Below are 16,065 nucleotides of genomic sequence, written 5' to 3'. Positions count from 1 at the left end.
ATGAAACGCTACGAAATCTATAAGGATATCCGAAAGCGAGCTGTGATAATGGGATTGCCCATTTCATTGTTCGCTTTGATGATGACATCAGTCATCGGGTCATTGCTGTTTATCATCTTTTCCTTCAGCTTTTTGGTCATCATATCGGTATTCCTTTTTAACGGAGGTCTATATGTGGTATTGACCCAACTGACCAAACATCCCTCATTACTGCATTTTAAAAAAGTATTTCCAATCGCCATCAGTAACAAAAAGCAAAGTCTATTGCATTATGAAGAAAATTAACCTATCCGCATACCATCCTATCCTGAGCATAGAAAAGCATATCGTTTTTGCCAGTAATGGCAATGTAATATTGTGTTATAAAGCAGATTTACCAGAAATCTATTCCCTATCCGAAAAAGATTTTGAGGACATACACGGCTCTTGGTTTCAGGCATTCAAATCCCTACCGATAAGTACGGTTATCCATAAGCAGGATATCTACAAAAAAAATAGCTATGAGGCAGACAATCTACCAAACAAAAGCTTTTTAGAAAAGGCAACCTATCGTCATTTTAAAGGGCGGGAATGTCTCACGCATCAATCCTATTTGTACTTCACACTGCCTTTGGGTAAAGCTTTGAACGCTTCCAAGTTTACCAATCCGTTCCGTAAGGTGGGAAAGGGCATTCACAAACAACTGGACCATAATGTACAAGAGTTTATTGCTTCGGTAAATGATGCGGTTTCCTTTATCAATAACAGCCGCAGGGTGTCCCTGAGACAACTAAAAGAGGACGAAATTTTAGAGCTTACAAATGCCTATTTCAACGGGTTTAATGAAGGTTTTGATACGGATGTTCAATTGAAAAAATCAGCAATTGAAATTGGAGAAAACCATTTTGATGTATTGGCGGTAAATAGCGAACTCTGTTTTGGTGATGCGTTACAAAGCAGTAAAACCAATGATAAATTCACTTCTGATGATTTTGTATTCCATCAAGGCTTTATTGATGGATTGGGATTGAACCTAAATGAAAACCATATCATCAACCAAATCATTTACCTCGATGACAAACACAAATGGAGAAAGCTTCTGGACAAAAAAATTGAAGAACTCAGTAAGAGTTCCAACTTCGGAACACAGAACAAAGTCATTCAAAGGAAAATTGAAACCATTGTTGCTAAAATTAATGAAGACGACAGTTCAAGAATTATACGTGGGCATCTCAACATTGTTTTCTGGTCGCCAGAAGCCGGACAGCTAAAAACTATTGCCTCAAAAATAAAGACCGAATTCAAGGAGCTGGACATAGTTCCCTATTACCCAAAAGGTGAAGAACGAAAGCACTATTTTCTTAACTCTTATTGTTGTTTCAGTTCCAACTTCTCCAATGAGGATTTGTACGTCACCGCTTTAAAGCATGCGTTGTGTCTGTACATCAATAACAGCAATTACAAATCAGATGGGCAGGGTATCATTTTCAATGACAGGCAATACAATATTCCCGTTTTAAAAGATGTATGGGACGAGCAAAAGAAACGCATCAAAGCCAGAAACTTTGCCATTTTCGCCCCAACAGGGGAAGGTAAATCCTTTTTAGCCAATAATATACTTCGTCAGTATTTCGAGCAGCAAGTCCGACTGGTCATTATCGATTTGGGAGGTTCGTATTCCAAGTTTGCCAAGCTCTATCCCGATGACCATATTATTCTGAGATATGAGCAGGGAAAGAATTTGGGTATCAATCCCTTTTACATTTCCAATGAAGCGGATTTGACCCCTGAGCGATTGGAAGACCTCGCCATTTTCCTTTTGGAACTGTTGGCTGAAGGTAACCAGGTTTCAAAAGCTAAAGAAGTTGCCATTAAAAAAGTACTACTGCATTATTATAAACACATCCGTTTAAATCATTCACTAGCTTCTTTGTATCAATTTATAGACGATAAAAAAGATAGCCTCATAGAGGCTCTTAGTATAAGGGAAGAGCATTTTAGTGTTTACAACTTCCTGCATATCCTTTCTGAATATGTGGATGGTGGTTTGTACAGCTTCCTATTTAATGTGAGTGAAGACCAGACCTATAAAATCGAGGATAAGCGAATGATTGTCTTTGAACTGGATGAAGTGAAAGACAATAAGGAAATCCTTTCTGTTATGCTGAAGCTTATCAAATCAGCTATCCAAAGAACCATCTGGAGAAACCGTTCCGAACGGGGAATTATCCTTTTTGATGAGTTTGCCAAACAACTGAAGTTTGATAATGTTCTGGAAAGCGTGGAATTCTATTACCAGGCTATCCGAAAACAAAATGGAGCTATTGGTATTATTCTGCAATCCATTAACCAATTGCCGAACAATTCCACATCGGCCAGTATTCTGGAGAATACACAGGTTATTTACAGTCTTCGGAATGAAAAGGGATACGAAGAACTTCAAAAGCGATTGAACCTATCAAGCCACGATTTAAACCAATTAAAGTCCATTCGCAACAACCTTACGGGGGATAGAAAGTACACGGAAATGTTCATCAAAATTGGAAAGGAGAGCAACATTTTTCGCCTTGAAGTACCCAAAGAAGTGTATGCTGCCTACCTCACGGACGGCAAAGAAAGCGAGGCCATAATGGCCATTTATAATAGCACCAATAATATGGAAGAAGCTATAAAAACATTCATTAAACAATTATAAATCAAAAAAACGAGAACCATGAAGAACAAAATCAAAATCCTAGTATTAGCATTTGCCATAATCATTTTATTGCCTACTCGTGCTACGGGCCAGGGAATGCCTGTTTATGACAATACCAACTTTATTTCCTTTATGAAATCGTTGTTGGAGTCAGGTAAACAAACCGCACAACTATTAAAGACCGTAAAATTTTTAAAACAACAGAAGGAGAATATAGATAAGGTCAATAGTGTGATTAAACAGCTTAAGGCCGTAAAAGAATTAGCTAAGAACAACCAGAGGCTCTTCGATATCGTTCAAGATGATTTAAGGGAAATTCTCAATTCACCCTATATCAAACCCGATGAAGTGAATCGGGTCTCGGAATCCTTCAATTCCATCATTGAAAACTCCATTGATGGACTGGACTATATCGACCAGATTCTTTCCAGTGATAACCTTAAAATGACCGATGCTGAGCGTGCAGAAGTCCTAAAGGACATGGAATTGAAATCCAAAGAAATGGTGGCTGAGATTGAAGCCAAGACCAAACGCTATCGTGAGATTATCGCCTTTCGTGAAATGCAGGCCGTTATCAACGGCAGGAAAGCAAAAATTTAATTGATGTCAGGGATAACTTTAAGCATAGGGTTGGAATATGTTGATGCGGTATTTGCCACCATCAAGAACAGTGACTTCTCGCAGTACACCATTACGGGGATGAAGACGCTGGCCATTCTGTTCTTTCTCATCAATATCCTTAAAAAATACAACGAAGGTGTTGCCAATAACGAGGGGTATACCTGGGGACTAACTCCAGCAGAACTGGCAAAGAATTTTGCGGTGGTCATTCTGGTCATTTTCTCAACACAGGTATTAAATGTTTTTGATGCCATTCTGGTGGCTATCGAAACCCAATATCGGGACACGGCTCCTGCGCTCCTCCCGTTACAGATGCAGGACATCGATTTGGAACAGGATGTGGGCGCATTGGAAGCCGCCAAAAAAGCAATGGCCATGTTGTATGAGGCCCTGGTAACACCGCTGTACGGATTAAAGATGTTGGCTTTTATCATTGGGATATTTCTATGGCTATTGGATTTGTTCATCTATCCCTTATTCTTGGCAGAACGTTTCTTTCTGTTGGGTATCATGCAGGCTTTCTTCCCTTTGGTGATAAGTCTTGCCGTATTTGAAAAGTTCCGTTCATTGGCTTACAACTTCTTTAAACTCTATGCTGGGGTTTATATGTTGGTGCCTGCCTTTTTTCTGGTCAATGTATTTGTAAATAACCTTTATACGGAAATCAACACCAACTTTTGGAATACCCTCTTTGGAACGGATTGGGGCAGTACATTTTTTGCACCATTGCTTCAATTTGGCTCCATTGGATTTATCGTGTTACTCAAATTCAAGCTCTACCGTAGGGCGACATCATTCGTCTTTAAACTCTTTTCCGGTGCCTAAGGCACATTTGACAAATCCAATCAAAACTTAAAAAATGAAAACACCCTATCAAAATATTTACAACGTACTCCGCTTGAACCGATTCATTGTTTTGGCAGTCGTTATTGGAGCAGTTTTAGCTTGTGTTATCTCCGTACTTATGGTCATAAAACTTCACAAAGAATCCATCAATAATGCCTTTGTGGTCAATTCGGATGGTAGTGTCATTCCCCTTAAAATGGTACAGCAAAATGAAAACTTGGAAGTAGAAATATTATCGCATTTAGAACTGTTTCATACTTATTTCTATCACATCGATGCGAGCAATTATGAAAAGAACCTGGAGAAAGCTTTATGGCTAGGGAATAGTTCTGTGGATGCATTGTACAGACAGAAAAAAGCTGATGGCGTCTACAATCGATTATTGCAATATTCCTTAGTGCAGAAAGTCTTGAAAATTGAATCGAAAATCGATATCCAACAAGAACCTTATCGATTTGAAACTACTGTCATTTTTGAAATCAATCGTGGGTCGATAATCGATATTTATGAATTAACAACAACGGGAAATATTATCCATGTGGATAGAAACTTTCCTAACAATACCCACGGATTATTGATAACCAACTTTTTTGAAAACAAACTTAAAAAAGTCGATAATGAACATTTAAAAACTCACTCAAATGAAGATAGAGAAGAATAAAATCGTGTTCGCTGCCATTATTTTATGCGTGGTGCTCTTTATTGGCTCCTATGCAGTGATTGTGTTAGGAGATGAAGAAGAACCAACAATTGAAAACAATCAAATTCCAGTTCCAGAATTGGAAGATGGGCAAAAGGAATACGATTCTAAGTTAGAAGCCCTGGACGACCTAAAAGAAGTACGACAAAACAATGCTCCTAGTATTTATGATGAGTGTTTATTGGATTCCACAGGAGTGTATGACCCCGATTTATTGGATAAAGAAAAGATGCGAATTGTGGATAGTATCTATAATGAAGGGCGCATAAGCTATTCTGACCGAAGTTATAGAAACCCAAAACCTACTCTTCCTTCAGCAGTAGTTCAAAAGGATTCCACATCCAAAATCGCAAAGAAAGAAAGTGACATTGCATCCAAAGAATTAGGGTTGGAGCATCAACTCTTTTTCGCTTCACACCCTATAGAAAACGAAAATATAATTTCTCAAAATACCGATGACTTTATCTATGTTCGGGTAGATGGCACACAAACGGTACGGAACAATTATCGTTTGCAAATGCGATTGACCAAAGATGCACTCATCAATGGTAATACTGTCCGAAGAAATACACCTATTTATGGTTTCGTAAGTTTTAAGCCTAATCGAACCATCATAGAAATTGAAAATATCAATCACAAACCTGTCAAACTAAATGCTTTTGACCTTCAGGACGGAAGCGAGGGCATCTACATAGAGAACAGCTTTAGAGCAGAAGCCAGACAGGAAGTCGTCGGAGATATTGTGGATGATATCAATATCGTTGGCGTTCCACAAGTAAGCGGAATTAAAAGGATATTCCAACGTAATAACCGAACTGTAAAGGTTACCGTAACCGATAATTACCAACTCATTCTAAAACCTATCCTATGAAAACTATGATCATAATTACAATAGCACTGTTCACAAACCTTGTAGCTGCCCAACAAACATTGGATACCATATACGCCAACGATAAAAAGAATGTAGTCCTGTTTTTTCCAGAACCTATTCGCCAGGGAATTACAGGAACATCCAATTTTGTGTTTACGTACAACAGAGAAAAAGAGCAATACTTTGGTTTGCTGCAAGCCACTCCAGGAACCGAGAGCAACTTGCTTACGGTAACCAAAAATGGTCAGGTCTATTCCTATATTTTGAAGTATAAGGAGAAGTTGCCAAGGCTGAATTACTTCATTACATCTAACGAAAGTATCGGCAGTGAACGACCTCTAACTTTGAAACAAAAACCAGTCGCACAACCACTTGACAGGAAAGATTATTTCAGAAAATTCAGTAATCACTTATTGAAATCAGATTCTGGTCCTATAGCAACTAAGAGAAGAAAAGGCATTAAATTACAGTTGCAGAAGATGGTGTATAATGCTTCTGAGGTTTACCTAGTATTAGAAATCAAGAACAAGTCGGAAATTGATTTTGGGGTAGATTACTTAAATGTCTACAGAGTTAACGGCAACAAAAAACGTAAGGCTTCTTACCAAAAGCTCCTTGTAAAAGCTGATTATAAATATGAAATGCCCAATTCTGTGTCCCATGGCCAGACCCAACGTTTTGTATACGTATTGCCCAAGTTTGTATTGGGTGATGATAAAAAATTGATGGTTGAGCTTAAAGAACTGAATGGAGAAAGGAAAATCCAGCTTTTAAGATGAAGCTGAATTTCCTTTTTCTTCCTTCTTAGGGTTTAATTTCATTCGTAGCGCATTCATATCATCACTGAGTTTTCTATCAAGTACCCTAGCATAAATTTGTGTAGTGGCAATTTTAGTATGCCCTAACAATTTTGATACGGTTTCTATGGGAACCCCATTGGATAAAGTAACGGTTGTTGCAAATGTATGTCGGGCCATATGAAAGGTCAGGTTCTTTTTAATCCCTACTGCATCAGCTATTTCCTTGAGATACAAATTGATTTTTTCATTGGTAAGTACTGGGAGTAATGTTTCAGAAACAATGGTAATTGGATTCTCAGCATACTTTTCAATGATAGATTCTGCTTTGTCCAATAAGGGGATTTTAACGGGTGTTTTTGTTTTTTGCCTTTTGGTGTAAATCCATTTGCTACCGTCCATTCCCAAGACAATATTATCTACCGTTAACTTGATGATATCCGCATAGCTAATTCCAGTGTAACAACTAAAAACAAACAAATCACGAACCCTATCCAGTCGTTCCAATGGAAATGTATACGTTTCTAGATTAGAAAGTTCATTGGCACTTAAAAATTCACGTTGCTTTGTCTCAAAGGTGGGTTTCCATCTTACAAATGGATCTTTGTCTATCCATTCTAAATGATAGGCCAAAGTCACAATCTTTCTAAGTCTTTGAAGATGCTTCATCACAGTATTATGGCTCATCGCTTTCGGGTGCCCCTTTGGATAATATCCAATCAAAAAAGTTTCGAAATCTGATATAAATTTGTAATTGAGCTGTCTTAAGAAAACGTCTGAGGTCTTTAGTTTTTGTTGTAAAAAGCGATTGATATAATTTTCACTGATGCCGAAATTTCTAATGGTCCCAGGAGCTAGTGTTTTTTCAATTTTTTGATTATGATATTTTAGAATTTCTTGAAGAGTATTTGAGTCGCTATCTTCATTAAGATATTTTGCTTTGACCAAGCTGGCCGTTACCAGTTCTCCTTTCAAATTTAAGTCACTATAGCACTGAAATAGAGACGTTTCAACTTGTGCTAAGTATTTATTGATTTGTTTGGACTCTTTAGAACTTCCAATAGCTCTTTTGGCTTTTACATCCCAATTGTCAAGGTTCGCTTTACATTTTAAGCTAATGTTTACCCGTTTTTGGTTAACCGTTATTCTAGCATAGATTAATGCTTCGTTGTTTTTGGCCTTTTTTTGGTCGGCCCAAAAAAGAATGGAAAAGGTGTTTTTTGTACGCATAGTTGTCGTCTTTAAAAATTAAACATTCATCGAGACGAAAGTCAAATCAACTATACCAGTTCAATAAGATCATTTAGGCAAAGTGTCAGTTGAACTGACACTTTAAAAAATAACTGACGGATAGCTACCATTTTAATGCATATCCAATCAAATTAAATGAACCCCTAAAAACTAAGAAACCATGTAAATCATAAGACTTACATGGTTTTAAAGCAATTTGTTGTTTGCCCTTAGTGACCTCGGCAGGATTCAAACTGCCTTTCAGTGACCGCGGCAGGATTCAAACCTGCAACCTTCTGAGCCGTAATCAGATGCGCTATTCAGTTGCGCCACGCGGCCTAATATTTTCTTTTCTCCACTTTCTGCCTGCAGCTGTTTTTAGATACTTTTCTCTGCGTCTAGCTCCAAGCCTCGTGTCGAAACTTTCATAATATACCACCTCCCAAGGTAAATAGGCTTTGGTCGATGTGTTTTTTCCATTATTATGTTCATTCAGTCGTCGTCCTATATTTGTGGTAAGCCCTACATAATATCTGTCATTTTTTTCACTGTAAAGAACATAAACATAAAATATACTCGATGTTTCTATGCGCCCTGCCCTAAAGTGCCGTCCGGTACGGGCGGACACACGGACTTTTAATGGGGTGCAAATATATTTCTTTTTACCTTTATGGCAAAACCACTTCATCTAAAAACTTATGGATTTTCAACCCTTTATCAGGGATATTGCGGACTTTCCCAAACCCGGAGTTGTTTTTAAGGATATTACCCCACTGTTAAAAGATTATAAAGCACTTCAAAAAGCATGTGATGTACTTTGCGAAATGGTAGAAGGACATGCTATTGATAAAGTTGTTGGAGTTGATAGTAGGGGATTCATCTTTGCGCCTATGATTGCCTCAAGAATTAAAGCTGGCTTTGTGCCAGTCCGTAAAAAGGGTAAGTTGCCCTATAAGACGATGTCCGCCAACTATGAGCTTGAATATGGCACGGACACTTTGGAAATCCATACAGATGCTATATCAAAAGGAGAAAAGGTGTTGGTGCACGACGATGTGTTGGCTACAGGGGGTACTGCTAAAGCGGTATGCGAATTGGTGGAAAAATTGGGAGGCGAAGTAGTGCAGTGCAATTTTTTGATACACTTGACCTTTCTCAACGGAACCAAAAAACTTAACGGACGTGAAATTAAAAGTCTATTGGAATATTAACCCAATGCTCTAGTAGTTACATAATAACGCCAGCCAATAATGGCCAATTGTAGTTTTGAAGCTTTGGAGAGATCTAATTGCTTCTTGGAATAAGAGGGTAGTAACAATTTATTGATCTTAGCTAGAATTTTATACAGCATGATTTTTTGAGTTGGTGAAACAAATATAGTTAGGGTCTAAGCATCATGTTTTAAGGTTTTATAAATGGGGCGCCATAGGCGCCTCATTTCAATTTTACTTATTGGCTTCAATCCAATCATTGATTTTAGCTTCTAAAAGGGCTAGGGGGATACATCCTGTTTCCAAAACCTGGTTATGGAATTGGCGGATATCAAACTTGCTTCCAAGCTCATTTTTTGCCTTTTCGCGTAGCTCCCTGATTTTCAATTGTCCAATTTTATAGGAAAGTGCCTGACCTGGATTGGCCATGTAACGTTCAATCTCTGAAATGATACTTGCTTCGGATTCGGCTTCATTGTCCAAAGAATATTGAATGGCCTGCTCACGGGTCCAGCCTTTGGAATGAAGTCCAGTATCCACCACCAAACGAACAGCTCTATGCATTTCTGCTCCAAGCATTCCAAAAAGTTGATAGGGGTCGGTATAAAGACCTAATTCTGTTCCAAGAGATTCGGTATAAAGTGCCCACCCTTCACCGTAGCCACTGTACCATAAGGTTTTTCTGAATTGTGGCAGCTCTTTGTTTTCTTGGGTCAATGATATTTGATAATGGTGCCCAGGGATTGCTTCGTGCAAGAAAAGCGACTCATCTGAATACACATTGTATTTAGTGGCATCAGGAATCGGAACGTAAAAAACACCTGGACGGGTACCATCCAAAGAACCTGGATTGTATTCTGCACTGGCTGATTTTTCACGAAATGCTTCTGTGCGTTTTACTTCAAAAGGAGTTTTGGGCTTCATGTCGAACAGCATTTCCAACTTTGGTTTCATGTGCTCATGAATTTGGTTGAAATTATCGATGATTTGTTGGGGCTCGGTATAGGGCATCAATTCTTTGTTGCTTCTAACAAAATCGAAAAAAGCCTTCAAATCACCTTCAAAGCCAACTTGCTCCTTAATTTTTTCCATTTCAGAGCGAATGCGGGCCACTTCATTCAATCCTAATTCATGAATTTCAGAAGCGGTCATATTTGTAGTGGTGTATTTCTTGATTTGATGGGCATAGTAGGCATCACCATTAGGTTCACCTTGAATGCCACTTGATTCTCTGCCAGCTTCCAAATAATCTCCTGCCATGAATGTATGAAGCCTGGTATAGGCAGGTATTATTTTATCGTTGACCATTTGTTCATAGGCAGTGGTGAGCTCTAATTTTTCCTCATCCGAAAAACTATCTGGAAGGTTTTTGATTGGGGAATAAAAAAGATGTTGGTCCAAATTAGCCACTGTAAGAGGTTTCAATTGTGGGAGTACTTTCAAAATCAAAGATTTTGGCAGTACATAGCCTTTTTCCATACCTTCTTTCATTTTATCCTCCGCACTGGACAGCCAATCCAAATAGCCATCAACACGGGTCATCCAATTTTTATAATCCTCTACAGTTTTAAAAGGTTGGGCACTTGAACCACTGGCCAATTGTCCCATAAATAGATTAATGGACCACATTTGGTCTATTGGGGTAAGATTGGCATTATGCTTAAACTCATCCAAATTAATATTGCACTCCCATTCCAAAATTGCTTTACTCATTTGTTCGCTTGGCAAAAGACTGTCCTTTGGAAACTGCTCTAGTTTCTTTTTATAGTCTTCAAAATGCGACTTATTCAAAGCTGCATATGCATCTGAGAGAAAGTTGGGGAACTCATCATTGTAACGATTGTCACCTGCAAGAGTAGCATTAATGGGGTTAAGCTTTAGTCCATCTTCATAATAATTGTCCAAAAGCGCGGCAAATTCTGAATTAGGTTCTAGTGGAGCCACTTCTTTGGAATCCTCTTTGCAAGAGTACATTAATACGATGGTGGTTAGTAAAAATGTTATTTTTTTCACTTTTTAGCGTTTAAATTGTTATAAAACCTAAATGTAGCCAAAAAACATAACTTTTACGCTCTAACACAATTCTGTGTGTATCAATACATGATGCATCAAAAAGTAATGGATAAATTACTGAAGGATTGCTCAATCAGTTCTTTACAATTCTGAGGTTCAAAGAAAAATAATGGCGATGAGCTCTATGAGTAACATCACAAAAAATTTGACGATTGTAATCATTGGTCGATTGATTTTTAAGTTGAAAAATGGTGTTATTGAACCGGTTACTTTTTGAAGATAAAATGAGAAAAATCATGTTTCCAAATTTTACGACCAGAATCTATACAATTGCATACAAGATTGTAGGGTTTTAAACGGGAAAGCACTATGATTTTTATTTTTCGTCTTGATAAAAATTACAAAATGTAATTAGTTAGTGCTGTTATTGGTAATAAATGTTAGAATTATAGGGGCGTTTTTAGTGCTGTTTTGAAAACCTAGGGGCATTTTGTTTAAAAAATGACTTCTTTAGAAAATCTCGTTTGTATTGTCAGCTTTGGGTTCTGTTATTTTATGGATTTAATTTTCGCTGTTTGTGGCAAAAAAGTGATGATTTTAAGCTTGCTTTTTAACCTTTTCTAATGGCTTTTGATATTTTAATGATAACCACAAATAGATCTTCATCTATATTTGCGCAAATTCTGACTTTTGGAAAACTTACTTTATATAGTTCTAGGTTTGGTCTTGCTTATTGTGGGTGGTAATTGGTTGTTAAAAGCAGCAGTTGCATTGTCCCTTAGGTTATCCATTCCAAAAATTGTAATTGGCATGACCGTGGTCTCCTTCGCCACTTCAGCTCCTGAACTTATTGTGAGTGTTAAGGCTGCCCTTGATGGCTTTCCTGATTTATCCTTCGGAAATGTAGTGGGTTCCAATATCGCCAACCTTGGACTTGTTTTGGCAATTACGGTGATTTTGGGCAGTATTAACGTACGGAAAAGTTTTTATACCACAGATTGGCCCGTAATGATGGTAGCTTCATTGTTGTTTTGTGGGTTTGTTTACTTTGATGGGGTTTTACAGCGTTACGAGGGCATCATCATGATAGTCTTTTTGTTTTTGTTCTTGGTTTATCTGCTTAGGTTTCAGAAAACTGCTGTTGAAGATGAAATGCCAGAGGATGATGTGCTTTTACCCCACTATAAAACCGTTCTTTTCTTAGGAATAGGGGGAGTCGGATTATGGGGAGGTTCCGAATTATTGATTGATGGTGCCGTGGGAATGGCCTCAGCTTTTGGTGTGAGTGATAGAGTGATTGGGATAACCGTGGTATCCGTGGGGACAAGTATTCCGGAATTGGCTGCCTCTGTAATTGCGGTAATTAAAAAGGAAAAAGCTATATCCGTAGGGAACTTAATAGGATCCAATATTTTTAACCTGTTGGCTGTATTGGGTATTACTTCCATAATTACTCCAATAACAGTGGTGGATCAAGGGTTGCTGTCCAATGATATTTTTTGGATGCTGGGAATTTCCTTCTTGATTTTACCCTTAGTATTTTTCCCAAAGGGACTGCGTTTGGGTTGGAGGGATGGATTGATTTTGCTAGCGTTTTACGTTAGTTTTATTTACTTGACAGTGCAATAAAAAACCGCCCCAAAAAAAACTGGAGCGGTCACATCTATAATCAACAACTAATTTATCTATTCTTCTTACACGTCTGCAGACTTAACTGTCTTAATGATCCTTGCAGCAACTTTGTATGGATCAGCGTTAGAAGCAGGTCTTCTGTCTTCCAACCAACCTTTCCATCCTTTTTCAACGGTCATGATAGGAATTCTGATAGAAGCACCCCTGTCAGAAACGCCATAGCTGAAATCCTTGATAGAAGCGGTTTCATGCAATCCTGTTAAACGTTGATCGTTGAATTCACCATATACTGCAATGTGTTCAGAGGTTACAGGTCTGAAAGCTTCACAGATTTTCTCATAAACTTCTTTGGAACCACAAGTTCTCAAAGTTGTGTTGGAGAAGTTGGCGTGCATACCAGAACCATTCCAATCCCCTTTAATAGGTTTTGGGTGATATTCGATATAGTAACCGTAGCTTTCGGTCAATCTTTGTAATAAATAACGGGCCACCCATATTTCGTCACCTGCTTTTTTAGCTCCTTTTGCGAACAATTGGAATTCCCACTGTCCGGCAGCAACTTCTTGGTTGATACCTTCAAAATTGATTCCGGCTTCCAAGCATAGATCGGCATGCTCTTCAACCAAATCTCTACCCCAAGTGTTTTTTCCACCTACGGAGCAGTAGTAAAGACCTTGAGGTCCAGGATAACCACCAACAGGGAAACCTAGTGGCAACAAAGTAGCGGTGTCCATAATAAAGTACTCTTGCTCAAATCCAAACCAGAAGTCATCATCCTCATCATCAATGGTAGCTCTTGAATTACTTTCGTGTGGAGTTCCATCAGCATTCAAAACCTCGGTCATTACCAAGAAACCATTTTTTCTTGCAGGGTCTGGGTAAATGGCAACAGGCTTCAATAAACAGTCGGAAGAACCACCTTCGGCCTGTTTGGTAGAGGAACCATCAAAAGACCACATGGGGCAATCTTCCAATTTACCACTAAAATCTTCTTCAATTCTTGTCTTGCTTCTAATGTTGGCGGTTGGCTCATAACCGTCCAACCAGAGATACTCTAATTTAGATTTGCTCATAATTACGGTAGTTATTTGTTCTCAAATTTATGATTGACAAAAATAGTAGATTTGGACTATAATATATGTTTTGAGGGGTTAAAATCACAAATTGGACGTGATAATTTATATTACCCCTATTTTGAGTGGGGTTGAATGAAAAAAAAGTAATTTTTCTTAGTAATATTATTAAATTGTTAATTGTAGTTTTGTAAAAAATAATGAGAAATGCCTAAGATGCGATTTGAAGCCTTGGCGGAAAGCCGAAAAAGAAGTCACACTAAAATTGATGAAATTGGTAAGCGTTCGGAGCTGTTTGGAAAGTATGTTTTCAATGAGGAAAAAATGCGTCAATTTTTGACCAAAGAAGCTTTCGATAATGTCAAGTCCGCTATATTTCAAGGGAATAAGATCGATCGTAAAATTGCCAATCAAGTGGCAGAAGGCATGAAGGCGTGGGCATTGTCCATGGGGGCAACACATTATACACACTGGTTTCAACCGTTAACGGGTTCCACGGCAGAAAAACATGATGCTTTTCTTGACATTTTACCGGAAGGTAGAGCCATGGAAAGATTTGATGGAGGGCAGTTGGTGCAACAAGAGCCAGACGCGTCCAGTTTTCCCAGTGGAGGGATTAGAAATACTTTTGAAGCTAGGGGCTATACTGCATGGGATCCTTCTTCTCCTGCATTTGTTTACAAAACAACCCTCTGCATACCAACAGTATTTGTTGCTTATACCGGTGAGGCCCTGGATAACAAGGCCCCATTGCTGCGAGCTTTGCACGCTATAGACGAAGCCGCTACAGGGGTGGCTCAATATTTCGACAAAAACGTTAGAAAGGTTTACGCTACGTTGGGCTGGGAGCAAGAATATTTTTTGGTGGATAAAGCTTTATTAAGGTCTCGTTTGGATTTGGTGATGACAGGACGAACCTTGGTGGGAAATTCAGCAGCAAAAGGTCAACAGTTGGATGATCATTATTTTGGAGTAATTCCGCCTCGTGCGTTGAGCTTCATGAGCGATTTGGAAAAAGAATGCATCAAACTGGGGATTCCTGTAAAAACCCGACATAATGAGGTGGCTCCAAATCAATTTGAATTGGCACCAGTATTTGAGGAAGCCAATTTGTCCATAGACCACAACCTTTTGTTGATGGATGTAATGGAGGAGATAGCAGATAAGCATGATTTAGCGGTTCTTTTTCATGAAAAACCTTTTGCAGGTGTCAACGGTTCAGGAAAACATAACAACTGGTCTTTGGCCACAGATACAGGAGTGAATCTTTTGAGTCCGGGATCTACTCCCATGAAAAATTTGCAGTTTTTAACCTTCTTTGTGAATACCATAAAGGCAGTGGATACCTATGAAGAATTGTTGCGGTCCTCAATAGCATCTGCCAGTAACGATCATAGATTAGGGGCCAATGAGGCACCTCCATCCATATTGTCCATTTTTATAGGAAAACAATTAAGTGATGTTCTGGATGAACTTGAAGGTGTTTCCAAAGGAAAATTATCACCGCAGGAAAAAACTGAGCTCAAACTCAATGTAGTGGGTAAGATTCCAGAAATCCTTCTGGATAATACGGATAGGAACAGGACATCCCCTTTTGCTTTTACAGGAAATAAGTTTGAAATGCGTGGGGTTGGTGCCAAAACCAATTGTGCCAAACCAATGACCATTTTAAACACTATTGTTGCTAAACAATTAACTGATTTCAAAAAAGAGGTCGATCAATTGATAGATAAGAAAAGTCTAAAAAAAGATGAAGCTGTTTTTAATGTCCTTCGAGAGTACATCAAAACCTCTAAAAGAATACGGTTTGATGGTGATGGTTATGGTATGGAATGGCAGGAAGAAGCCAGAAGGCGTAAGTTGAGCAATAATAAAAACACACCAGAAGCTCTTCAAGTATTAACGGCCAAAGAGAGTGTTGCCCTATTTAAGGATATGGGAGTAATGAGTGAAGTGGAGCTCAAAGCACATCAAGAAGTGGAACTAGGGGCCTATGTTTTTAATATTCAGATTGAAGGTAGGGTTTTAGGAGAAATGATTTACAACCATATTATTCCGGCAGCTATTCGTTATCAAAATATTCTTCTTGAAAACATTGGCGGACTAAAAGATGTTTATGGGGCAGCCCATAAGAAAGTTGCTGATGGACAGTTGAACATTCTGGAACAGATTGGAGAGCACATTTCAGAAATTAAGGGATTGACGGATAAGATGACCGAAGCTCGTAAGCGTGCCAATAACCTGTCTTCCATCAATAAGAAGGCTCAAGCCTATTGCAACAATGTAAAACCGTATTTTGAAGCTATACGTACTCAATCCGATAAGTTGGAAAAACTTATTGCTGATGACCTATGGCCATTTACAAAGTATCGGGAAATGTTGTTTGCAAAGTAGCTC

At 38.5% G+C, this 16,065-nt stretch carries 15 protein-coding genes and 1 tRNA gene; 10 read left to right on the top strand and 6 right to left on the bottom strand.

The features are described 5' to 3' along the window. From HJC33_RS03530 to HJC33_RS03500, 7 genes are read left to right on the top strand one after another with little or no spacing between them, the layout of a single operon-like run. Positions 1-285: a hypothetical protein gene (locus HJC33_RS03530; RefSeq protein ID WP_171657413.1), complete on the top strand. Its 285-nt coding sequence runs from the start codon at positions 1-3 to the stop codon at positions 283-285. Then, a complete protein-coding gene (locus tag HJC33_RS03525; protein ID WP_171657412.1) occupies positions 272-2,674 on the top strand; it encodes a TraG family conjugative transposon ATPase in 2,403 nt (800 codons plus the stop codon). The genes HJC33_RS03530 and HJC33_RS03525 overlap by 14 nt, the downstream gene beginning before the upstream one ends. A gap of 18 nt (positions 2,675-2,692) precedes the next feature. After that, positions 2,693-3,274, top strand: a complete 582-nt coding sequence (locus HJC33_RS03520) for a conjugal transfer protein (RefSeq protein WP_171657411.1) — start codon at positions 2,693-2,695, stop codon at positions 3,272-3,274. Positions 3,275-3,277: 3 nt separating this feature from the next. After that, positions 3,278-4,120 (top strand): hypothetical protein, encoded by an 843-nt coding sequence (locus tag HJC33_RS03515; RefSeq protein ID WP_171657410.1) that lies wholly within the window; start codon positions 3,278-3,280, stop codon positions 4,118-4,120. Positions 4,121-4,154: 34 nt separating this feature from the next. Beyond that, entirely contained in the window at positions 4,155-4,802 is a 648-nt protein-coding gene (locus HJC33_RS03510; RefSeq protein WP_171657409.1) for a conjugal transfer protein TraK, read from the top strand. Then, positions 4,783-5,712: a conjugative transposon protein TraM gene (gene traM / locus HJC33_RS03505; protein WP_171657408.1), complete on the top strand. Its 930-nt coding sequence runs from the start codon at positions 4,783-4,785 to the stop codon at positions 5,710-5,712. The genes HJC33_RS03510 and traM overlap by 20 nt, the downstream gene beginning before the upstream one ends. Then, positions 5,709-6,491 carry a DUF4138 domain-containing protein gene (locus HJC33_RS03500; RefSeq protein WP_171657407.1) on the top strand — a complete coding sequence of 261 codons (783 nt, stop codon included), beginning with the start codon at positions 5,709-5,711 and terminating at the stop codon, positions 6,489-6,491. Before traM ends, HJC33_RS03500 begins: the two co-directional genes overlap by 4 nt. Here the strand turns inward: HJC33_RS03500 and HJC33_RS03495 are convergent. The 3 genes from HJC33_RS03495 to HJC33_RS03485 form a co-directional block, all read right to left on the bottom strand. Continuing rightward, positions 6,483-7,739, bottom strand: a complete 1,257-nt coding sequence (locus HJC33_RS03495; protein ID WP_171657406.1) for a site-specific integrase — start codon at positions 7,737-7,739, stop codon at positions 6,483-6,485. The two genes, HJC33_RS03500 and HJC33_RS03495, sit on opposite strands and share 9 nt — an antisense overlap. Positions 7,740-8,004: 265 nt before the next feature. Continuing rightward, positions 8,005-8,078: transfer RNA gene (locus HJC33_RS03490), tRNA-Arg, on the bottom strand. Next, positions 8,056-8,427, bottom strand: coding sequence for a GIY-YIG nuclease family protein (locus tag HJC33_RS03485; RefSeq protein ID WP_216366643.1), 372 nt, complete (start codon positions 8,425-8,427; stop codon positions 8,056-8,058). The genes HJC33_RS03490 and HJC33_RS03485 overlap by 23 nt, the downstream gene beginning before the upstream one ends. A 10-nt stretch (positions 8,428-8,437) precedes the next feature. Between HJC33_RS03485 and HJC33_RS03480 the strand changes: the two genes are divergently transcribed. Further along, a complete protein-coding gene (locus HJC33_RS03480) occupies positions 8,438-8,950 on the top strand; it encodes an adenine phosphoribosyltransferase (protein WP_171657405.1) in 513 nt (170 codons plus the stop codon). Here HJC33_RS03480 and HJC33_RS03475 read toward each other — a convergent pair. Together HJC33_RS03475 and HJC33_RS03470 are read right to left on the bottom strand one after the other, a co-directional pair. Next, positions 8,947-9,090 carry an SsrA-binding protein gene (locus tag HJC33_RS03475; RefSeq protein WP_171657404.1) on the bottom strand — a complete coding sequence of 48 codons (144 nt, stop codon included), beginning with the start codon at positions 9,088-9,090 and terminating at the stop codon, positions 8,947-8,949. The genes HJC33_RS03480 and HJC33_RS03475 overlap by 4 nt on opposite strands. Before the next feature lie 94 nt (positions 9,091-9,184). Then, entirely contained in the window at positions 9,185-10,963 is a 1,779-nt protein-coding gene (locus tag HJC33_RS03470; protein WP_409557878.1) for a DUF885 domain-containing protein, read from the bottom strand. Between the two features lie 690 nt (positions 10,964-11,653). On the opposite strand from HJC33_RS03470, the gene HJC33_RS03465 reads away from it, so the two are divergent. Further along, entirely contained in the window at positions 11,654-12,592 is a 939-nt protein-coding gene (locus HJC33_RS03465) for a calcium/sodium antiporter (RefSeq protein ID WP_171657403.1), read from the top strand. 65 nt (positions 12,593-12,657) lie between these two features. On the opposite strand, the gene HJC33_RS03460 is transcribed toward HJC33_RS03465, so the two are convergent. Next, positions 12,658-13,668, bottom strand: a complete 1,011-nt coding sequence (locus HJC33_RS03460) for a glutamine synthetase beta-grasp domain-containing protein (RefSeq protein ID WP_171657402.1) — start codon at positions 13,666-13,668, stop codon at positions 12,658-12,660. A gap of 207 nt (positions 13,669-13,875) precedes the next feature. Between HJC33_RS03460 and HJC33_RS03455 the strand changes: the two genes are divergently transcribed. Next, positions 13,876-16,062: a glutamine synthetase III family protein gene (locus tag HJC33_RS03455; protein WP_171657401.1), complete on the top strand. Its 2,187-nt coding sequence runs from the start codon at positions 13,876-13,878 to the stop codon at positions 16,060-16,062. Positions 16,063-16,065 lie beyond the last annotated feature (3 nt).

This window comes from Flagellimonas amphidinii, assembly GCF_013090115.1.
GTDB classification, from domain to species: Bacteria; Bacteroidota; Bacteroidia; order Flavobacteriales; family Flavobacteriaceae; genus Flagellimonas; species Flagellimonas amphidinii.
Note: the sequence above shows the minus strand (reverse complement) of the source record. Positions and strands in the feature narration are given on the sequence as shown.